15 protein-coding genes, 2 tRNA genes and 1 riboswitch are annotated in these 16,921 nt (G+C 68.2%); of the genes, 12 read left to right on the top strand and 5 right to left on the bottom strand.

Annotation, left to right across the window (positions count from 1 at the left end; translation table 11 throughout):
• Window positions 1-4: 4 nt before the first annotated feature.
• From cobG to cobJ, 4 genes are read left to right on the top strand one after another with little or no spacing between them, the layout of a single operon-like run.
• Window positions 5-1,393, top strand: coding sequence for a precorrin-3B synthase (gene cobG / locus D575_RS0111240; RefSeq protein ID WP_018146013.1), 1,389 nt, complete (start codon window positions 5-7; stop codon window positions 1,391-1,393).
• A complete protein-coding gene (locus D575_RS0111235; RefSeq protein WP_018146012.1) occupies window positions 1,390-2,043 on the top strand; it encodes a precorrin-8X methylmutase in 654 nt (217 codons plus the stop codon). Before cobG ends, D575_RS0111235 begins: the two co-directional genes overlap by 4 nt.
• Window positions 2,040-2,795 carry a precorrin-2 C(20)-methyltransferase gene (locus D575_RS0111230; RefSeq protein ID WP_018146011.1) on the top strand — a complete coding sequence of 252 codons (756 nt, stop codon included), beginning with the start codon at window positions 2,040-2,042 and terminating at the stop codon, window positions 2,793-2,795. Before D575_RS0111235 ends, D575_RS0111230 begins: the two co-directional genes overlap by 4 nt.
• A complete protein-coding gene (gene cobJ, locus D575_RS0111225) occupies window positions 2,792-3,577 on the top strand; it encodes a precorrin-3B C(17)-methyltransferase (RefSeq protein WP_018146010.1) in 786 nt (261 codons plus the stop codon). The genes D575_RS0111230 and cobJ overlap by 4 nt, the downstream gene beginning before the upstream one ends.
• 13 nt (window positions 3,578-3,590) lie before the next feature.
• Here the strand turns inward: cobJ and D575_RS0111220 are convergent, their stop codons facing one another.
• Window positions 3,591-4,391, bottom strand: a complete 801-nt coding sequence (locus tag D575_RS0111220; protein WP_026182138.1) for a cobalt-precorrin-6A reductase — start codon at window positions 4,389-4,391, stop codon at window positions 3,591-3,593.
• A 4-nt stretch (window positions 4,392-4,395) separates the two neighbouring features.
• Between D575_RS0111220 and D575_RS0111215 the strand changes: the two genes are divergently transcribed.
• The 3 genes from D575_RS0111215 to cobM are packed head-to-tail and all read left to right on the top strand — an operon-like array spanning window position 4,396 to window position 6,832.
• Entirely contained in the window at window positions 4,396-5,631 is a 1,236-nt protein-coding gene (locus tag D575_RS0111215) for a bifunctional cobalt-precorrin-7 (C(5))-methyltransferase/cobalt-precorrin-6B (C(15))-methyltransferase (protein WP_026182137.1), read from the top strand.
• Window positions 5,628-6,071: a cobalamin biosynthesis protein gene (locus D575_RS0111210; RefSeq protein ID WP_018146007.1), complete on the top strand. Its 444-nt coding sequence runs from the start codon at window positions 5,628-5,630 to the stop codon at window positions 6,069-6,071. Before D575_RS0111215 ends, D575_RS0111210 begins: the two co-directional genes overlap by 4 nt.
• Window positions 6,068-6,832 carry a precorrin-4 C(11)-methyltransferase gene (gene cobM / locus D575_RS0111205; RefSeq protein ID WP_017942390.1) on the top strand — a complete coding sequence of 255 codons (765 nt, stop codon included), beginning with the start codon at window positions 6,068-6,070 and terminating at the stop codon, window positions 6,830-6,832. The genes D575_RS0111210 and cobM overlap by 4 nt, the downstream gene beginning before the upstream one ends.
• Window positions 6,833-7,029: 197 nt before the next feature.
• Here cobM and D575_RS0111200 read toward each other — a convergent pair whose 3' ends face one another.
• A complete protein-coding gene (locus tag D575_RS0111200; RefSeq protein WP_018146006.1) occupies window positions 7,030-7,587 on the bottom strand; it encodes a cytochrome c in 558 nt (185 codons plus the stop codon).
• 20 nt (window positions 7,588-7,607) lie between these two features.
• Window positions 7,608-8,738, bottom strand: a complete 1,131-nt coding sequence (locus D575_RS0111195; protein WP_038032275.1) for a porin — start codon at window positions 8,736-8,738, stop codon at window positions 7,608-7,610.
• A 110-nt stretch (window positions 8,739-8,848) separates the two neighbouring features.
• Window positions 8,849-9,071: riboswitch (cobalamin riboswitch) on the bottom strand.
• A gap of 191 nt (window positions 9,072-9,262) precedes the next feature.
• Between D575_RS0111195 and D575_RS0111190 the strand changes: the two genes are divergently transcribed.
• Complete coding sequence (locus D575_RS0111190) at window positions 9,263-10,267, top strand: cytochrome-c peroxidase (protein WP_018146004.1); 1,005 nt, start codon at window positions 9,263-9,265, stop codon at window positions 10,265-10,267.
• 64 nt (window positions 10,268-10,331) lie between these two features.
• On the opposite strand, the gene D575_RS0111185 is transcribed toward D575_RS0111190, so the two are convergent.
• Window positions 10,332-10,781, bottom strand: a complete 450-nt coding sequence (locus D575_RS0111185) for a DUF4399 domain-containing protein (protein ID WP_018146003.1) — start codon at window positions 10,779-10,781, stop codon at window positions 10,332-10,334.
• 143 nt (window positions 10,782-10,924) lie between these two features.
• Here D575_RS0111185 and gltX point away from each other — a divergent pair, with 143 nt between their 5' ends.
• From gltX to D575_RS0111165, 4 genes are all read left to right on the top strand, one after another.
• On the top strand, window positions 10,925-12,331 hold the full coding sequence (gltX, locus tag D575_RS0111180; protein WP_018146002.1) for a glutamate--tRNA ligase: 1,407 nt from the start codon (window positions 10,925-10,927) through the stop codon (window positions 12,329-12,331).
• A gap of 42 nt (window positions 12,332-12,373) precedes the next feature.
• Window positions 12,374-12,449 (top strand) — tRNA-Ala (locus D575_RS0111175).
• 24 nt (window positions 12,450-12,473) lie between these two features.
• Complete coding sequence (locus D575_RS0111170) at window positions 12,474-12,698, top strand: hypothetical protein (protein WP_019568239.1); 225 nt, start codon at window positions 12,474-12,476, stop codon at window positions 12,696-12,698.
• A 31-nt stretch (window positions 12,699-12,729) separates the two neighbouring features.
• Window positions 12,730-12,805 (top strand) — tRNA-Glu (locus tag D575_RS0111165).
• A gap of 105 nt (window positions 12,806-12,910) precedes the next feature.
• On the opposite strand, the gene D575_RS0111160 is transcribed toward D575_RS0111165, so the two are convergent.
• A complete protein-coding gene (locus D575_RS0111160; RefSeq protein WP_018146000.1) occupies window positions 12,911-16,786 on the bottom strand; it encodes an AAA family ATPase in 3,876 nt (1,291 codons plus the stop codon).
• Window positions 16,787-16,921: the final 135 nt, after the last annotated feature.

Genomic DNA, 16,921 nt, shown 5'->3' with positions numbered 1-16,921 from the left:
AACCATGAGTACCGATCGTTCACGGGTGCGCCGGGCCTGTCCGGGGGTGGCCGCGCCGGTGAGCACCGGGGACGGTCTGCTGATGCGGGTGCGGCACCCGATCGGGGGGCTGGATGCGGGGCAGGCGCAGACCCTCGCGGAGGTGGCGCGGCATTTTGGTTCCGGTGCCCTGGAGCTGACCAGCCGCGGCAATCTGCAGTTGCGTGGTCTGGACACCGCGGGGCTGGAACCGGCTCGCGCCGAGCTGGAGAACGCGGGTCTGGCCGACCACGATCCCGTGGTGGAGGCGGTGCGCAATGTCCTGGTGGCCCCGGTGTCGGATATCGATCCGGAGGCAGCCATAGATGTGCAGCCCCTCGCACGGGCCCTCGAACGGGCCCTGGGGGAGTACCCGCGTCTGCGGGCACTGCCGCCGAAGGTGGGGGTGCTGGTAGAGGCCGGCGGCGATTTGCCGCTGGATAGAGTGCCGGCGGACCTGCGGCTGGAGGCCTGTACGGGGCTGGGAGGGGTGTGGTTTCGGGTGGCCGTGGGCGCGTCCAGTCGCACGGCCACGGTGCTTGGCTGGACGCGCCCGGAGAAGGTCGTGGACGTTGCCCTGGCGGTGCTCGAACGATTCGTCGCATTGCGCGTAGGCGATGTGGATCCGCCGGGGCGGCTGGCTGGCGCCGTGGCCCGGTTTGGCCCCGAGGCGTTGACGCCGCCGGGGCTGGAGCGGGTGCTCCCGGGCGGCGACTGGGTCGCGGCGCGGATCCCCGGATACGCGGATGCCGGGATTGGGATGTGTCTGAACGGGCGCGCCTTCGGGATCGTGTTTCCGTTCGGGGCCTTGCGCGCCGAGGCGCTGCAGGGGCTGGCCGAGCATATCCGGGCGCACGACGGACGCTTGCGGCTGACGCCGTGGCGCAGCCTGCTTCTGACCGGGGTACCTCCTGTGGAGCCGGACCGCGTCACCGAGTGGGGTGGCGTGACCGATCCGGACGACCCGCGCCTGGCGGTGAGTGCCTGTATCGGGCAGACGGGTTGCTCCGCGGGCAGTACCGCCACGCGGGCGGATGCAGAGGCAGCCGCTGCCTGCGGGCTGCTTGGGGGGGGCGGGCAGGTGCATGTGAGTGGCTGCGACAAGCACTGTGGGCGTCCCGCGAATGCGCAGGTCCTGCTCACGGCGCGGGAAGGCCGCTATGAGCTGGCGCTGCAACGCGCCCCCGTGCGATGGGAGACCGTCCTGACGAGGCTGGAGCCGGGGCAAGTCGAGCTGGCCCTCGCGGCCCTCGATGCTATCGCCCGCGAAGAGGGTGGCGGGAGTGAGTCGAGGATCGAGGCCCTGCAACGGCTGGAGGGAACAGTGCTGACGAGACGTATGAACGCGAAGATGAACAACGGAGATTCAGCATGACGCAGAGCGATACGGCCGGGGCCGTACCCGACTATATCCGCGACGGGGCGGCCATCTACCGGGAGTCCTTCGCGATTATCCGGTCCGAGGCGGAACTGGACCGCTTCCCACAGGAGCTGGTGCCTGCGGTGGTGCGCATGATCCATGCCTGCGGCATGACCGACCTGCCGCGGGACGTCGGGTTTTCGGCCGGCGTGGCCCGGGCGGCCATTGATGCGCTGGCCGCCGGCGCGCCGATCCTGTGCGACAGCAACATGGTGGCGCACGGGATCACGCGGGCCCGGCTTCCGGCGGACAACCCGGTGATCTGCAGCCTGCGGGAGGACGGGGTGGCGGCGGCCGCCGAGCGTCTGGGCACCACGCGTTCGGCCGCGGCGCTGGAATGGTGGCGACCGCACCTGGACGGCGCGGTCGTGGCCATTGGCAATGCACCTACGGCGCTGTTTCACCTGCTGGAGATGCTGCACCAGGGCGCGCCGCGGCCGGCCGCCGTGCTCGGTATCCCGGTGGGGTTTGTTGGCGCGGTGGAGAGCAAGGAGGCGCTGGCCGCCAGCCCGCTGAACCTCGATTACCTGACCATTTTCGGACGCCGGGGTGGCAGTGCCATGGCCGCGGCGGCCATCAACGCCTTCGCGAGTGACCGGATATGACGACATCCCCCAACCTGCATGAACCCGAGACCGCGGGTTGTCTGTACGGCGTGGGCACCGGGCCCGGTGATCCCGAATTGCTGACGCTGAAGGCCGCGCGGCTGATTGCCGAGAGCCCGGTGGTGGCCTACTTCTGTCGCCGAGGCGGTCGTGGCCAGGCGCGCGCCATCGTGGACGCCCACCTGGGTACGGGGCAGCAGGAGATGCCGCTGGAGTATCCAGTGACCAATGAGATCCCGCACGGCTCCGACGAGTATCGCCGCCGCATCGAGCAGTTTTTCGACGCTGCCGCCGAGCAGCTGGCCGCCGAATTGGCAGCCGGGCGTTCGGTGGTGGTGCTGAACGAGGGCGATCCGTTCTTCTACGGATCGTTCATGCACGTCTACCTGCGACTGAAGGATCGGTTTCCCACCCACGTGGTCCCTGGCGTGACCTCGATGATGGCCTCGGCTGCGCAATTGTCGACGCCGCTGACTATGCGGGATGACCTGCTCACCGTGATCCCCGGCACGATGCCGATCGACGATCTGCGCCAGGCCCTGCAGGGGACCGATGCGGCGGTCATCATGAAGGTCGGAACCCATCGCGATGCGGTGGTCGGTGTCCTTCAGGAGCTGGGGCTGGACGAGCGCGCCTGGTACGTGGAGCGCGCGAGTACGCCGGAGGAGCGGGTCCTGCCGTTGTCCGCGATCCCGGAGCAGGTGCCCTATTTCTCGATGATCGTGATTCCTGGGCGCGGGGTTCGGCGATGAGCGGGGATGGCGATCAGGCGGTTGGTCGGTTGAGTGTGGTCGGGGTGGGGCCAGCCGGGCCGGAATGGATTACGCCGGAGGTCGCTGCCCGTCTCGAAGCGGCGACCGATCTGGTGGGATACGGGCCGTACCTGGAACGGATTGCGAGCGCCCATCACCGTGTGCACGCTTCTGACAACCGCGAGGAACTGGCGCGCGCAACCCACGCCCTGGACATGGCTGCCGAGGGGCGGGACGTGGCGGTGGTTTCGGGCGGCGATCCGGGCGTGTTTGCGATGGCAGCGGCGGTCTTCGAGGCCCTGGAAGGGGCGCAAGCTCGGCGCTGGGGGGGCGTCGAGGTGGATGTGGCCCCCGGGGTTTCGGCGATGCAGGCGGCCGCCGCGCGACTGGGCGCACCGCTGGGGAACGATTTCTGCGTGATCTCGCTGTCGGACAATCTCAAACCCTGGTCGCTGATCCAGCGTCGGGTGCGGCTGGCGGCCGAGGCCGACTTCGCCATGGCCTTCTACAACCCGATCTCGCGCGCACGTCCCTGGCAGTTGGGCGAGGCACTGGGCATCGTACGCGAGGTGCAGGGGCCGAACACCCTGGTTGTGCTGGCCACCGCGGTGGGCCGCGGCGAACGCGAAGACGTGCAGATCTCCTCCCTGGGCGAAGTGGACCCGACCACGGCGAACATGAGCACGTTGGTGATCGTGGGTGCCGCGTCCACCCGGGTGGTGGAGCGTCCGTCGGGCCGGCGTCATGTGTACACCCCGCGTTATGTCGAGTCGGCGGAATGAGGCGGGAGCCGCGTTAGCCGTGTGCGTCCGGGAGATCCTCCAGCCAGTCGAGTACCGCCTGCGGGGCGTGGAATCGTGGCACCCCGGGGGCGTCCGGCGGGCGTTCGACCATCACGACCGGGATACCCCGTTCGCGAGCCGCCTGCAGCTTGGCGGCCGTGGCATCGCCGCCGCTGTCCTTGGTCACCAGAACGTCAATCGCGTGTTCCCGCAAGAGGCACGCCTCGTCCTCGGCCGTGAACGGGCCCCGGGCGTGGATCCAGGTGACCCGCGGCAGCGCCGGCGGCGGTTCGGGCGGGTCGATGGTGCGGATCACGTAGTCCAGCTCGGGCGCGGCCTCGAAGGCCTCTAGGTGCTGGCGGCCGGTGGTCAGCAGCACGCGTCGGCCGATATCCGGAAGGGCGCGGGCGGCGGCCGCGAGGTCGGGCACGCGGATCCAGCGGTCCTCCGGCCCGGCCTCCCACGACGGCCGGGTCAGTCGGGCCAGCGGGATGCCGGTGTTGCGTGCGGCTGTGACGGCGTTGGCCGAGATCTGCCGCGCGAACGGGTGGGTCGCGTCCACCAGTGCGTCAATCGCGTGTGCGTGCAGCCAGGCGGCCAGGCCGTCGGCGCCGCCGAACCCGCCGGTGCGCCGAGGCAGCCGCGACGGCCCCGGTTTTCGGGTGCGCCCGGCCAGCGAGACGGTGGCCTGCAGCCGCGGGTGCGCATCCAGCAGCGGCTCCAGCGCTGCGGCCTCGGTGGTGCCGCCCAGCAGCAGAACGTGCCGGGGGCGAGCTGCCCTGGGGCTGGAGTCAGGAGATGAACGGGAGCTCATGAGGATGACCAGTCTAGCCACGAACAGCGAACGAACGCCATGGCTGAACATTGTCGGTGTGGGCGCGGACGGCCTGTCCGGACTGGCAACGGAGGCCCGTGAGGCCGTTGCGCAGGCGACCACGGTGATCGGTGGGGCCCGGCATCTGGAGATGCTGCCGCCGCAGCCGGGGCAGGAACGTCTGCTGTGGCCCTCGCCGCTGGAGACTGCTCTCGACTGGATCGAGGCGCGAGCGGGGAAGCCGCTGTGCGTGCTCGCCAGCGGCGATCCGTTTTGGTTCGGGGTTGGCACGACATTGCTGCGGCGTTTCCCGGTGGAAGCCACCCGCGTGTTTCCGGTGCCATCGGCGTTCAGCCTGGCCGCCGCGCGCATGGGCTGGCCGCTACAGGAGACCCGCTGCCTGTCGGTCCACGGCCGGCCCATGGAGGCGCTGCGCCCGTGGCTGCACGACGGCGCGCGGCTGCTGATCCTCAGCCGCGACGGTGAGACGCCTGGCGAGTTGGCCCAGTGGCTCGATGAATTGGGTTTCGGGGCCTCGACCCTGACCGTTCTGGAACAACTGGACGGGGCCTCGGAGCGCGTAGAGGCCGCCACGGTGGCGGAATGGAGGACATGTGGGGTGGATCCGCTGAACACGATCGCCCTGGAATGCCGTGCGTCCTCGACGGCCTCCGTGATCGCGGCGAGCGCCGGCCGGCCGGAGGATCAATTCGAGCAGGACGGGCAGATTACCAAGCGCGAGGTGCGTGCGGTAACGCTGGCCCTGCTGGCGCCCGGGCGTGGCGAGTGCCTGTGGGACATTGGCGCCGGGTCGGGGTCTGTCGGTATCGAGTGGATGCTGGCGGATCCAGCGAACCGCGCCGTGGCCATCGAGCCGCGTGCGGAGCGGCTGGAGCGGGTCCGGCGCAATGCGCGTGCCCTAGGGGTCCCGGCCCTGCAATGTATCTCCGGGCGCGCGCCGGAGGCGCTGGATGATCTGTCTGCCCCCGACGCGATCTTCATCGGGGGTGGGCTGACGATGCCCGGGCTGGTGGAACACTGCGTGGAGAGCCTGCGCCCGGGGGGGCGCCTGGTCGCCAACAGCGTGACGGTGGAAGGCGATGCGGTGCTGGCGGCGACGCGCGAGCGCCATGGTGGCGAGCTGACACGGATCAATGTGAGTCGCTCGGAACCGCTGGGCGCGATGTCGGGCTGGAAACCGCTGCGGCCGGTGACCCTGTGGTCCCTGCACCGGAGTTGAACCAGGCGGGATCCTGGGTCGTGCCAGGCGTCGGCTTTGCCTCTGCCTGTACGACGCGGGAGCTGGAGGGTCTGATTCGTGCGGTTCTGGCCGAGGCCCGCGCCATGCCGGGAGTGGAGCGTGCCGGGGCGATCGGGGCCCGGCAGCTGGCGGCGCCGGCGCACAAGAGCGACAGCGCCATGCTGGCGACGGTGGCGTGCGAGCTGGAACTGGAACTCGTATTTCTGTCCGCGGCCGCGCTGGCGGACTGCGACGGCGTAGTGCTTACGGAGTCGCGGCGGGCACGTGCAACCGCCGATGTCGGGTCGGTGGCCGAGGCGGCGGCGCTGGCGGCAGCCGGCGCAGGCGCGCGTTTGCTGTTGCCGCGTCGTCTGTCAGCGCGGGCCAGCTGTGCGGTGGCCTGGGTCGATGCCCATCACCTATCCAAGGAGTCATCATGACGGTTCATTTTGTCGGAGCGGGGCCGGGTGCCGCGGACCTGCTGACCCTGCGCGGGCGCGATCGCATTGCGGCCTGTCCGGTATGCCTGTACGCGGGTTCACTGGTACCCGAGGCCGTGCTGGAGCATGCGCCGGAGGGGGCGCGTGTGATCAACACCGCGCCGTTGACGCTGGACGCGATCATGGACGAGATCCAGCGCGCGCATGCGGCCGGTGAGGATGTCGCACGACTGCATTCCGGCGATCTGTCGGTGTACAGCGCCCTGGGCGAACAGATCCGCCGCCTGGAGGCGGCCGGGATCGACTACACCATCACCCCGGGCGTGCCGGCGTTTTCCGCGGCCGCGGCGACCCTGGGGCGCGAACTGACCGTGCCGGAGGTGGCACAGTCGGTGGTGCTGACGCGTACGCCGGGACGGGCCTCGTCGATGCCGGAGCGCGAACGGCTGGAGGCTTTCGCCGCGACCGGGGCGACCCTGGCGATCCACCTATCGCTGCACAATATCGAGACCGTGGTCGAGGACCTGCGTCCGCACTACGGCTGCGACTGTCCGGTGGCGATCGTCTTCCGCGCCAGCTGGCCGGACGAGACCGTGGTGCGCGGTTCGCTGGGCAATATCGTGGAACGGGCAGTGGCCCTGACCACGCGGCGTTCGGCGCTGATCCTGGTGGGGCCGGCGCTGGATCCGGGCGATTTCCGCGACAGTGCGCTGTACGACCCGGCGCACGTGCGCCGTTATCGGGGCATGGACGGGGACTAAGCGTCGCGTCTTCGATCTTCCGCAGGCAGGGACGATCCCGGTGAGCGTTGTGGAGGCCCCGGTGTTCGCCTGCAAGCAGGCTCCTTGTGTCTTGCGGTTCACGGCGATGTGGCAGCCTGCTTGCAGGCGAAGGTGGTTGCTTCCTGGTCAGGATTACGGAAAGGGGCCGCCAGGCGGCCCCTTGGTTCCTACCCGGTTCAGCGGCGGCGGTAGTTGTCGTGACAGGCCAGGCAATGGTGGCGCACGCCGTTCAGGGCCTCGGTGGCGCGAAGCTGGAAGTCTTCGTTCCCCAGGTCCTCGGCCGACTCCACCTTGCGCTGTAGTTGTTGGGCGGCCTCGCGGTAGGCGGCCTTGTACTCGGCGAAGTCCGGGTCTTCCCAGGCCGCGGGCAGGGCTCCGGGTTCGCCGTGCCGCGCGGGTGTCTCGCGTGCGAACCAGGTTTCGATGTCGTCGGCGCGGCGCGCCAGTTCCTCGGCCAGATCGGGCAGACGTCCGGCGAATGGTGCGCCATAACGCAGGATCTGCTCGATGCTGCGGTAGGTGGCGGATGTGCCCTGCATGCTCTGCTGACGGAAGCGCTGGAAGGCCTCGGTGGCGTCCACTGTGTCCGGGTCGTCCAGGGTCTCGCTGTAGTCGTCACCCCAGGGCCCGGGCATCGGAAGCGTCACCTCGCCGGCATGGGCGACGGTGGCGGCGAGCAGGATCAGGACAAGGCCGGTGACCCGGAGGGCCGGTGTGAAGGTGGTTCTAGTCATGTCGGATCTCCTTTCCGGTTTCAGAAGCGGAACTGGTGCTGCAAGTGCAGCTCCCAGTCTGAAGTGCCAGCGTCGCGGTCCAGCCACATCAATTGGGTCTTTTGTCGCTGGCCGCGGTGATACCAGTTGAGGCCGGCGCCCCATTCGCGCTGCCAGCGCTCGTCGGTGCCGAGGTCGTCGCCGGCGTCGTGGCGCAGCACAGCGTGGCGCGCGGCGACCTCTAGCCCCTCCCAGGGCAGTGCCTGGGCCAGCTCGAGTTCGGCGCCCAGGTCGTGGTAGGAGGGACCGTGATCGGGCGATACGTCGCGGCGGAAGGCGGCGACTGAAATGGCGGTGCGGGCAAACTTGACGACGCTGTCGGCCGTTGCGGTGACCCAGTCGGCGCGTTGCTGATTTACCTGGTTCTCCCGTCCGCGAGTCCAGTCGCGCAGGTGGTTGCGGTTCGCCGCCTGCAGGCCGACGCCGTGGGCCACCGTATGCTCGACCGGCTTGCCGACGGTCGTGTTGTCGCGCGGAAGGGTACCTACCGGTGCCCAGGCCCCCCGAGCGCTGAACAGGTGGCCGGAGGTGGACGGTCGGTCATCCCGCTGGTCAAGGCGGCCGCGACCGTCAAACACGCCGATGGCCCAGGCCCGGTCGTCGCCGTCGCCCCCCAGTAGGGTGACGCCGGTATCGCGTCCGGCCGGGACCTCGAACTGATTCCCCGCGATGCTCAACTCGGTGAACAGCCGGTTGGGGCCGCCGATGTCCCGCGGCAGACCGAAGGGCACGGTGAACTGGCCGGCGCGCAGGTCGAGGGACTCGGTCAGCGCGTATTGGAGCCAGACATCGCGCATCGAGAGCTCGCCGCTGCTGAAGTCGGGCTGCAGGCGAAAACTAAGATCGGGGTGGAAGAGGGTGCCCGTCGTATCCAGCCAGGCGCGGCGAAAGTCGAATTCGGTGGTGGTTCCCTCGTCGCCCCGCTCGATGGCGTAGCGGCCCTGGATGAGCGGGTCCAGGGTGATGGCGAAGTCGTCGGCTTCGCTTCCGAATTCGAACTGTGCCTGGAGGGGGGAAGCCCCGCCACTGGCGATCAACAGGCCGAGAAGGGTCGGGGCCGGAGCCAGGAGTGGCGGCCGGCCGGGTCGTCGGGTCGGTTTGTTCAAAGTCATTCTCCCTGGGACGCACACCCCGTGCGCCGTGGATGGAATGACGCTGGGTGGGCCAGGGGAGGTCGGGGACTATAGACACAGCGAGCCCGACCCGACCGCTTGCCCGCCGCAGCGTCAGGGTTCCTCCTGGCCGGTCTCCGGACTCGTGAAGCGGGCGGGGGTGCCCGGGCGGATCGCCTTCCCACGCCGAATTGCGGCGCAGTGGTTGTCGATCCGTTGTCTTCACCTACCGTTGCGGGGGCAGTGCCGGCATTGCGAACGGCAGTTCGCGCACCGGCTTCCCGATTATCCCCGGCGATGGAACGCCAGGGCACCTGGAGGCGGGGCGAAGGGTACTGGTGTGCAAACAGGCCGGCAAGAGGCGCGTTTGATGAGCGACCAACCGCAATGATTGATCTGGATCAACGGGCGGGCTGATTTCGCTGGTCGATCGAATACCGGGTCGATAGGGTGGGATTCAGGTGATTTGGACCGAGTCTATATCGGTCTTCGCCGACACCGATCCAATCTCAGGGAGACGCGCCATGATTCGACGTTCTTATCTTCGTAGCGCCATCTTTTCGGCCTGCACCGCCCTGGCGCTGGGCGTGGCCGCGCCCGCCGTGGCGGATACCGACTACTCGCAGTACCGGGATGTGTTCGAGCCGCTGCCGGCGCTGCCGCCGATCCCGGCGGATAACTCGATGACGAAAGAAAAGATCGAGCTGGGCAAGATGCTGTTCTTCGAGCCGCGCATCTCCAGCTCCGGCGTGATCTCCTGCGCGACCTGCCACAACCCGGCGCTGGGCTGGGCGGACCGTATCCCGCGCGCGGTGGGCCATGACGGTCAGGTCGGCGAGCGCAACACCCCGACGGTATTGAACTCCGGCTTTTTCACGGCGCAGTTCTGGGATGGCCGCGAGGACGACCTGGAAGGCCAGGCGCTGGGTCCGATCCAGGACGCGATCGAGATGGCGATGCCGCTGGAGGACGCAATCGAGCGTCTGGAAGAGTTCAACGAGTACCAGGAGAAGTTCCAGGCCGCCTATCCGGACTATGACGGTGACAACGTGATCAATGCCGATCACGTGGCCCATGCGCTGGCCACCTTCCAGCGGACGCTGAATACCCCGAACTCGCCGCTGGACCGCTGGCTGGTTGGGGACGAGGGCGCGATGAGCGAGCAGCAAATGCGCGGCATGAAGCTGTTCGCGGATAACGGCTGCGTCGCCTGCCACCGTGGCCCGGCACTCACCGACAGCCACTTCCATCGCATCCAGGTGCCGGGGTCGGAAGACGAGGGCCGTTACCTGGTGACCGGGGAGGAGAGTGATCGCTTTGCCTTCAAGACCCCGACCCTGCGCAACGTGGCGCTGACCTACCCCTATATGAACAACGGCGAGACCGCCACGCTGGACGAGGCGATCCGCATCATGGGGCAGGAGATGCTGGGCATGGAGTTTAGCGACGATGAAGTCGCGGACCTGGAGGCCTTCATGCACGCGCTGACCGGTGACATGCCGCAGTTCGAGATCCCGTCACTGCCGTAAGCGACCGGTTGCCACTGGCGATGACAAGCCCCCTCCGGGTCCGGAGGGGGCTTTTTTGTGTCGCCTATTCGACGGTGATGGTGATCTTGTCGGAGGTCACTGGCGGGTCGAAGCTGAGGTGGCGGTAGTCCATGAAGAGCAATTGCAGGGTGTGGGTGCCTGGTTCCAGTTCGATTTCGCCTTCCGTCTGACCGCCTCCGAAGTGGCGCTTGTGGTCGGAGAAGGGGAGCGAGGCATCCAGGTCGACCTCGTCCAGCGGCTGGTTCACCAACAGGTGGTGATGCCCGGTGTTGTCGGCCTCGACGCCGGCCGGGGCCACGCCCATGCCGCGCAGGCCCATCTGGATCCGCACGGGACTCTCGACGGTGTCGCCCTCCTGCGGGCTGATGAAGTACACCTCGGCCCCTTCGGGCGCCGGAACGCGGTCCGTGCTGGCCGCACTGCTTGCGGCCAGGGCGAATCCTCCAGTGACCAGAGCGATGGTCGCGAGGCGGGTGAGCGAAACGGATTTCATCACGACTCCTTCGGGCGATAGGGGCCCGTGTGTTGGCCTGTCTCGAGTATAGCCGGCGGAAACCGGGCTGCCGGGTTATCGCCCTGTAGCGTTCTGCTACCCTAGGCGCCTTTGCTCACTACCCGTAATCGAGTGTCCTGCGCATGAGTTTCCGTACCCGCTTTGCTCCCAGTCCCACCGGCTATCTCCACATCGGTGGTGCCCGTACCGCGCTCTTCTCCTGGCTGTATGCCCGCCACCATGGCGGCGACTTCGTGCTCCGCATTGAGGACACCGATCTCGAGCGCAGCACTGCGGAGTCGGTGAACGCGATCCTGGAAGGCATGAACTGGCTGGGTCTGACCTACGATCAGGGCCCGTTCTATCAGACCGAGCGCTTCGACCGGTACCGGGAGGTGATCGATCAGCTGATGGCCGCCGGGCATGCCTACCGCTGCTACTGCTCGAAGGAAGAGCTGGACGCGATGCGCGAGGAGCAGAAGGCGCGCAAGGAGAAGCCGCGCTACGACGGTCGCTGCCGCGCCCGTACCGAGCCGCGCGAGGGCGTGGAGCCGGTCATCCGCTTTCGTACCCCGGACGAGGGCGTGACGGTCGTTGACGACATGGTGCGCGGGAAGGTCGCGTTCCAGAATCACGAGCTGGATGACCTCATCATCGCCCGCTCGGATGGCTCGCCGACCTACAACCTGACGGTGGTGGTCGACGACATGGATATGGGCATCACCCACGTGGTGCGCGGCGACGATCACCTGAACAACACGCCGCGCCAGATCAACATCCTCAAGGCGCTGGGGGTGGAGCCGCCGCGCTATGGCCACCTGCCGATGATCATGGGCCCGGATGGTGCCAAGCTGTCCAAGCGCCATGGCGCGGTGTCGGTCATGCAGTACCGCGACGAGGGCTACCTGCCGGAGGCCCTGCTCAACTATCTGGTGCGTCTGGGCTGGGCGCATGGCGACCAAGAGATCTTCGGACTGGACGAACTGGTTCGGCTGTTCGACATCAAGGACGTGAACCAGTCCGCCTCCGCCATCAACCCGGACAAGCTCCTGTGGCTGAACCAGCACTACATCAAGACGCTGGACCCGGACCACGTCGCGCTGGAACTGGGCTGGCACCTGGGGCAGCTGGGGATCGATCCCTCCAAGGGGCCGGAACTGCGCGATGTGGTCATCGCGCAGCGCGAACGGGCGCGTACCCTGCGCGAGATGGCCGAGAACAGCGTGTATTTCTATCGCGAGTTCGAGGACTACGACGAGAAGGCGGCGCGCAAGCAGCTGACCGCCGAGGCGCAGCCCGTGCTGCAAACCCTGCACGATGGCTTCAGCGCTCTCGGGGCGTGGGAGAAGGAGGCGCTGCACGAGGTGGTGGTGCATACCGGCGAGCGTCTGGAGCTCAAGCTCGGCAAGGTGGCGCAGCCCCTGCGAGTGGCCCTGACCGGGGGTACGGTGTCCCCGCCCATCGATGATACGTTGGTGCTCATTGGTCGCGAGCGCGTTCTGGCCCGTATCGACCGTGCGTTGCAGAAAATTTCCGCCGCAGCGGGTTGACACATTTGGGGGTGCTGGCTACAGTACGCGCTCGCCTGACACGGGGCCATAGCTCAGCTGGGAGAGCGCCTGCATGGCATGCAGGAGGTCGGCGGTTCGATCCCGCCTGGCTCCACCACTCAGGGGTACTGCGAGTTCATTAATGCATCGTTTTGGAGTCATATCGCTCTACGTTGGATTGGTGCTGGCAGTGATCGGATTGATCGGCGGATTCGGGCTGATGCTCACCGGGGAACAGACCTGGTCGAAGCCCCTCATCGCGCTGGTGCCGGTCGGGTTTTTGCTGGTGTTCAACGGTCTGGTGACGACGCTTCTGCATCGCGCACCAGGTAGCGAGGAAGACCGGCCCAAGGGCCCACCCGAGTAAGACGGAAGTAAGAAGAAGACGTTGCCTCTACGTCCCCATCGTCTAGAGGCCTAGGACACCGCCCTTTCACGGCGGCGACCGGGGTTCGAATCCCCGTGGGGACGCCATATCCCGAAAAGGCCCGAACCGCAAGGTTCGGGCCTTTTCTTTTGTGGTGTTGGGATCACACCGGTAGCGCCTTGGCCGCCGGGCGCTTGTCCCGGCGGATGATGTCAGGCGAGGCGGGGATCGCGCTGGCGGGGTTCGTCGGGGTGCGGGCGCGGGATGATGCAGTGGTTGATGCGCAAGAGTTCGCGTTCGGCCCAGGATTGCACCTGGGGCTCGCTGGCGAATCGGGCGTAATCGAGCAGGGCCTGGCGTTCGATGTTGGGGTTGCCCTGTTCGTGGGCGATGCGGCGCGCGCTTTCTAGTTCCTGCCAGCCGTTGTCGTCTTTCCCGTCGCTGTTGGCGAGCAGGGCGACGGCGCGCAGCCGGCGGATGGCCGGTTCGAAGGCGAGGTCGCCTCGCTTGCGGCAGCCTGCCAGCGCCTCGTCGGCCATCGCCAGGCGCTGTTCGGGCGCGATGTCGCTGGCTTCCAGGGCGTCCAGCAGGATGAGCTGGAAGATGGTGTTGACGCCATCCATGATGTGGCGCATCGCCTCGACCTGCTGTTCGATGGCCTGGTAGGCATCGGCTTGGCCCTGCCGGGCCAGGGCCCAACTCTCGAGGGTGATGCCGGCGGTGCGCCACAGTGGGTAGTCGTACTCGCGGGCGATGGAGAGCGCGTGGCGCGCTGCGGGCAGCGCGGATTCCGGATCGCTGGAGTAGAAACCGAGTACCGAGCGGAAGGCATGCACGAAGGCCTCGGTAGGCCGATGGCCGAGTTGGTCTGCCTGTTGGCACGCGGCATCCATTTCGGTCCAGGCGCGCGCGTGATTTCCCAGATGGAGCAACGTCCAGGCCATGAAGCCCCGGGCGCTGATGGCCGGGTTTTCGGTATGGCGCGCCACCAGGGTTGCGTGGTCGGCGTCGCGATAGAGCTTGACCGCCCGCGTCTGGTGTTCCAGCGCCTCGCCGAAGCGGCCGGTCCAGAAGTGGGTGTTGCCCTGGACATAATGGGCCGCGATCCGCAGCAGGCGGTCGCCGGAGCGCTCGGCCAGTTGCTCCATCTCCGCGGCGAGGCGATGGGCCTCCTGGAATCCATGCCAGGAGCCGGCGCCGTGCCACAGGCCCCAGAGGACGCGGAAGTACTGCACCGGGTCCTGTTCCGGGGCGGTCAGGCGCATGGCGCGTTCGAAGATGTCGTTGACCGTGCGCGAACCGTAGCCCAGCAGGGCCAGGTTGGAGGCCCCCAGGCCGCCCAGGGCGCGCAGGGTGTCATGTTCGTGGGTCGCCGGATCGCCGCTCGCGTGGGCCTCTGGGTGGCGCTCCAGGCAGTCCAGCGCGTCCTCGAAGTAGTGCGAGGCCTCGGGCAGGATGCCGCGGGCGAAGGCGGCTTCGCCGGCCTGCAGCCAGGCGTTTACGGCTTCCGGATAGCGATCGGCGTGGTAAAGGTGGTTGGCGATGCGGCCCCAGTCGGCGGTCTGCATCCCATGCTCGCCGTCTTCCTGCATCAAGTCGGCCAGCTGGCCGTGCAGACGGGTGCGGTCGCTCAGCAGCATCGATTCGTAGGCCGCCTGGCGGAACAGGACGTGGCGGAAGCGATAGCGCACACCATCCACCATGCCGGCGGGTTCGATGAAACCCTTCCCGGTCAGGCGCGTCAGCTGGCGGCGGATGGTATCGGCGGGCTGGCCGCGCAGGCGGCTGAGGATTCGGGTATCGAAGTCGCGCCCGATGACTGCGGCGGAATGCGCCAGTTCGCGGGCACTGCCGAGCTGTTCCAGACGCGCGACCAGAAGATTGGAGAGCCCTGGCGGCAGGGTGTCCGGCAGCTGGCCGGTGCGGGCGGCCTCGAGGGCGTAACGCGTCAGTTCCTCGAGAAACAGGGGGACGCCTTCGCCGCGTTCGATCAGCTGCTCGCGCAGACCGCTCGCCAAGCGTCCGTTGGGGTCCAGGCGGTCCACTAGATCGTGCGCGGCGGCCGCGTCCAGGCCAAGCAGGCGGACGTGCTCAAGGGAAAGGTCGCGCCACGACGAGCGGAAGCTCATGCGCGCCGTCAGGATGGCCATGATCGGTCGGTGATGCAGGCGCTGGTACAGCCGCCGCAGGAATTCCGATGTACCCGAGTCCATCCAGTGCAGGTCGTCGCAGATGAGCAGTGTCGGACCATGGGCCGCCCGTCGGTGGACCAGTTCGACCAGGGTGTCGATAATGCGGTCGCGGTCCAGCCCCTCGTGGGCCAGGCTCTCGGGGCCGTCGGCTTCCGGGTGGGTCAGCCAATGGGCGAGGCGTGGTGCGAGTTCGGGAGATGTGCCCACGGTCTTGAGGGCGCCTTCGAGGCGGCGCTGGCGGGCCTCGCGCAGGCTATCGTGTCCCATCCAGGTGGCGAAGGCCTGGCGTACGGGCGCCAGGAGCTGCCGGGTACGATCCTCGCGGCACTTGAGCAGGTAGCGTGAGCGAGCCTGCCCGCGGACTTGCTGGTCGAGACCCCGGGCAAGCCGGCTCTTGCCCAGCCCGGCCTCACCCTGGACCAGCACGAAGCGGACCTCGCCGCTCTCCAGGACCTGGTCCCAGTGTCCCCGAAGCTGTTGCAGTTCCTGACCCCGCCCGGTCAGGGGCGTCAGGTCGCGCAGGCTCTGTGCATCCACCCGGTCCAGCGGGCCGGGGTCGCCGGTGACGACGTAGGCACCGGTGGCGTCCTCTGCCTCGCGGAAGCTGAAGTACCCCGAGACACGGGCGTAGGTCGGTGCGCTGACGCGCAGGGTCCCGGGATCGGCGTGTTGCGCGCAGTCGTGGACGCGGGCGGTGAGCTGGCCGGTCGGATCGGGCAGCTCAGGGTCGGCACCGGTGACGATCAGGTCGGTATCCACGGCCAGACGCAGCTGACAGTCGGCGGGGGCGGTCTCCAGCGCTTGCCAGGCGGCGTGCACGGCGTCGACCGTGGCCTCTTCGCGACCGGCCGGGTAGCCGAAATAAGCCAGCAGGCCGTGTCCGGGGGAGGGCACCACATGGCCATGATGCCTCAGCAGGACGAAGTCGACGTGTTCCAGGGCGCGGTTCACCTGCTGCTGCTGGATCTCGATGTCGGCTTCCGCGTCGGGCTGGACATGGCAGGCCACGACGGTGACCCGCCGACGTTCGGGGCGCAGGATGGCCGGTTCGGCCTCCTCGGTGTTGACGTGCTGGCTGTTGGCCTCGGCGCGTTCGGCGCCGAGGATTTCCTCGCGCGTGCGCGTCAGGAGCTCGCCGGGCGCCTTGCCGGCCTCGGCCTCGAGATGGGCATAGTGATCGAGCGCGCGCTTCGGATGACCACTGGCTGCAAGGGCCTTCATCAAGAGGTGGTGCAGGGTCTCGTCGTGTGGCTCCATCGCCAGCAGGCGGTGGAGCTCGGCGAGCAGCGGTTCGCCCTCGTTGGGCTTGGCCAGTGCGACGAGGTTGTGGGTGATGAAGACGAGCAGATTTTGCCAGTGATGGTCGCGCTGGGCCTGGGCCCAGGCGGACAGTTCCGGGAGGTCCTGCAGGGCGCGCAGGCCCTCGAGGAAGTGCCCGCGGTAGTCGCAGACGATCGCCAGGTTCGGATGTGCGGCGGTGGCTGCGCGGCTTTCGGCGGTGCGTCGCTCGGCGCGGGCACGCTCGGCAGGTGGGGCGGTCGTCTCGCGGCCCTCGACGGTGCGGCGTTCGGCGCGGGCGCGATGCAGGGTGAGGAAGTCGATGCACGATTCCGGTTGTGGCTGGAAACGCACATAGCGGGGCGTAGTGTCGAGCAGGGGCGGGTCCCCGGCGGGGAGCTGGCGCCGCAGCTGAAACAGTCCCTGACGCAGGTTGACCCGGGCACTGTCGGCGTCCAGATCCGGCCAGAACAGGCGGGCCAGTTCCTCGCGCGGGATGCGCCGGGGGGTCTCGGCGGCCACATAGGTCAGGAGCAGGCCGAGCTTGGTCCCGGAAAGTGCGGGTATGTCACGGTCCTCCACGCGTACACCAACGGTCCCGAAGGTCGTGATTTCCATATGCGCCAAAGAGGCCTCCCCTCGTCTTCTTCGGCAGTCTTTCGCTGCCATTCGTGACCCGGTCAAATGACCCGGTGACCGTGCCTCCGGCGCGATCCCGGGGCCGACCGAATGTCCGCCCGACTCGATTGTAAC

The organism is Thioalkalivibrio sp. AKL6 (assembly GCF_000376905.1).
GTDB classification, from domain to species: Bacteria; Pseudomonadota; Gammaproteobacteria; order Ectothiorhodospirales; family Ectothiorhodospiraceae; genus Thioalkalivibrio; species Thioalkalivibrio versutus.
The sequence above is the reverse complement of the archived record's forward strand: the minus strand, read 5'-3'. Positions and strand labels throughout refer to the sequence as shown.

Bases quoted from the DNA above. Each gene is read 5' to 3' on its own strand.
- D575_RS0111170 (WP_019568239.1), top strand. From the start codon at position 12,474: ATGCATCGTTTTGGAGTCATATCGCTCTACGTTGGATTGGTGCTGGCA.
- D575_RS0111195 (WP_038032275.1), bottom strand. From the start codon at position 8,738: ATGACTTTGAACAAACCGACCCGACGACCCGGCCGGCCGCCACTCCTG.
- cobJ (WP_018146010.1), top strand. From the start codon at position 2,792: ATGAGCGGGGATGGCGATCAGGCGGTTGGTCGGTTGAGTGTGGTCGGG.
- gltX (WP_018146002.1), top strand. From the start codon at position 10,925: ATGAGTTTCCGTACCCGCTTTGCTCCCAGTCCCACCGGCTATCTCCAC.
- cobG (WP_018146013.1), top strand. From the start codon at position 5: ATGAGTACCGATCGTTCACGGGTGCGCCGGGCCTGTCCGGGGGTGGCC.
- D575_RS0111185 (WP_018146003.1), bottom strand. From the start codon at position 10,781: ATGAAATCCGTTTCGCTCACCCGCCTCGCGACCATCGCTCTGGTCACT.
- D575_RS0111230 (WP_018146011.1), top strand. From the start codon at position 2,040: ATGACGACATCCCCCAACCTGCATGAACCCGAGACCGCGGGTTGTCTG.
- D575_RS0111160 (WP_018146000.1), bottom strand. From the start codon at position 16,786: ATGGAAATCACGACCTTCGGGACCGTTGGTGTACGCGTGGAGGACCGT.
- D575_RS0111220 (WP_026182138.1), bottom strand. From the start codon at position 4,391: ATGAGCTCCCGTTCATCTCCTGACTCCAGCCCCAGGGCAGCTCGCCCC.
- D575_RS0111235 (WP_018146012.1), top strand. From the start codon at position 1,390: ATGACGCAGAGCGATACGGCCGGGGCCGTACCCGACTATATCCGCGAC.
- D575_RS0111215 (WP_026182137.1), top strand. From the start codon at position 4,396: ATGACCAGTCTAGCCACGAACAGCGAACGAACGCCATGGCTGAACATT.
- D575_RS0111200 (WP_018146006.1), bottom strand. From the start codon at position 7,587: ATGACTAGAACCACCTTCACACCGGCCCTCCGGGTCACCGGCCTTGTC.
- cobM (WP_017942390.1), top strand. From the start codon at position 6,068: ATGACGGTTCATTTTGTCGGAGCGGGGCCGGGTGCCGCGGACCTGCTG.
- D575_RS0111190 (WP_018146004.1), top strand. From the start codon at position 9,263: ATGATTCGACGTTCTTATCTTCGTAGCGCCATCTTTTCGGCCTGCACC.